At 39.2% G+C, this 1,665-nt stretch carries 3 protein-coding genes; 2 read left to right on the plus strand and 1 reads right to left on the minus strand.

Annotated features, from left to right (window positions below; genetic code table 11):
• Window positions 1-141: 141 nt before the first annotated feature.
• Window positions 142-645 carry a MogA/MoaB family molybdenum cofactor biosynthesis protein gene (locus PX484_RS14525; RefSeq protein WP_190537793.1) on the plus strand — a complete coding sequence of 168 codons (504 nt, stop codon included), beginning with the start codon at window positions 142-144 and terminating at the stop codon, window positions 643-645.
• Window position 646: 1 nt separating this feature from the next.
• Here PX484_RS14525 and PX484_RS14530 read toward each other — a convergent pair whose 3' ends face one another.
• Window positions 647-1,258, minus strand: coding sequence for a DUF8692 domain-containing protein (locus PX484_RS14530; RefSeq protein ID WP_287766559.1), 612 nt, complete (start codon window positions 1,256-1,258; stop codon window positions 647-649).
• A gap of 134 nt (window positions 1,259-1,392) precedes the next feature.
• On the opposite strand from PX484_RS14530, the gene PX484_RS14535 reads away from it, so the two are divergent.
• Window positions 1,393-1,665: urease accessory protein UreF (locus PX484_RS14535; protein ID WP_288104410.1), on the plus strand; the 273-nt coding region annotated here is incomplete at its 3' end.

The following is a 1,665-nucleotide window of genomic DNA, read 5'->3' on the forward strand; positions in this document are numbered from 1 at the left end:
GGTGGTCAATTACCTAATTTTCAGGGAAAAAATCCCTAAATTTTCCCCCCAATCACTCCAATGGTAGGCACTTTTTCAGGGAAAAAAAGTCTAAAAGCCTTATCCAACAAGGTTTTTAGATTTATTCAGCAAACCCTAATTATGACCTTTATTCCCCATCCCGACACCGCCCCCCTTAATCTTACCTGTGCCGTAGTCACGGTGAGCGATACTCGTACCCCGGAGACAGATAGGAGTGGCCAAATAATTCAAGAGTTACTAACTCGATCGGGTCATGATATCGGCCTATACTTAATTATCCCCGATGAACCCTTACAAATTCAAGCAATTTTACCAGAAATTAGCAATCAAAATCAGATAAAAGTCTTAATTCTCAATGGGGGTACGGGTATTGCTCCCAGAGACACTACCTACGATGCTTTAGTACCTTTATTAAGGATTACTTTGCCCGGTTTTGGCGAATTATTTCGTTATCTTAGCTATCAGGAAATTGGCTCCCGTGCCATGGCATCGAGGGCGATAGCTGGGGTTTATCAAAACTTATTAGTCTTTTCTCTCCCCGGTTCCACTAATGCCGTTAAATTAGCCCTAGAAAAACTGATTCTTCCCGAAATTTTACATCTGGTTAAACAGATGAATGGGTAATTTATTTTGATTTGATCTTGGCTGAAATTTCTTGAAAACATACATCCCAAAAATAGCTGGCTAGATTCACCGCGCTTAACAGTTTGGGAATTCCTTCACTTAGACTAGCAAAACCTTGATTTTTAATCTGGAGAAAATCAATAGCGATCGCAAAAGTTAAAAGTGCTAAAGCGATGATTAAAATTTGGTAAGAAGTTTGTTTTATTCGCCGCCAAAATACTAAACCATAAATCAGAATTGCGAGGGCATAAACAGAGATAGTCAAGAATTTGGGAATATTAAAATAGAGAAGAATGATATGAATTCTGAAGATTTCATTGATGGCAATTAGTCCCGTTATTATGCCAGAAAAAAGTAAAAACTGGCGAGAATTATTGAAACTTGCCTCCTGGCACAATAAAGCATAACTAAAAAGGCAAACAATCGGTGGTAAACAACAAAGCAATTGAAAAGAATGGGTTAATAAACCAGCGATCGGAGTTGGGGGAGTAGCGGGAGGATAAAATAAAAGACTAGAGGGTAATTCTGCCCGATCAACCCCAGCAATTAAAGCTAAAATCAAGAGGAGAACGACAAAATTTATTTTCAGAAAATGCTGTTCTCGTGAGGACATAAGTATAGTAGTTTATAATTGTGGCTATTAACCACGGTATAATGCACAAAGTGCCGCTTTCTACTGGCTCGATCTACATACCGAAGTGCCAAGCATTTCCTCAATTGTGTTAGGGACAATTTTCTCGGTTTTCTATGCTCGATCAAAAAGAACTTTTGTGTTTATTACAATTGGCTAGTCCCATTTTACCCGTGGGGGCCTATAGTTATTCCGAAGGGCTAGAAACCCTCGTCGAAAAGGGGATTATCTCCAATAGTGCCACCTTGAATGATTGGTTAGAGCGATCGCTTTGTCAAGGCTCGATTCGCTTAGAAACGGCTGTTTTGCTAAGGGTATATCGTTGTTTTTGTCAAGAGGATTTTACAAAACTTAATTATTGGGATAATTGGTTATCGGCAACGCGGGAA

Origin of the sequence: Microcystis sp. M49636_WE2 (assembly GCF_030065375.1) — a bacterium.
GTDB classification, from domain to species: domain Bacteria; phylum Cyanobacteriota; class Cyanobacteriia; order Cyanobacteriales; family Microcystaceae; genus Microcystis; species Microcystis aeruginosa_C.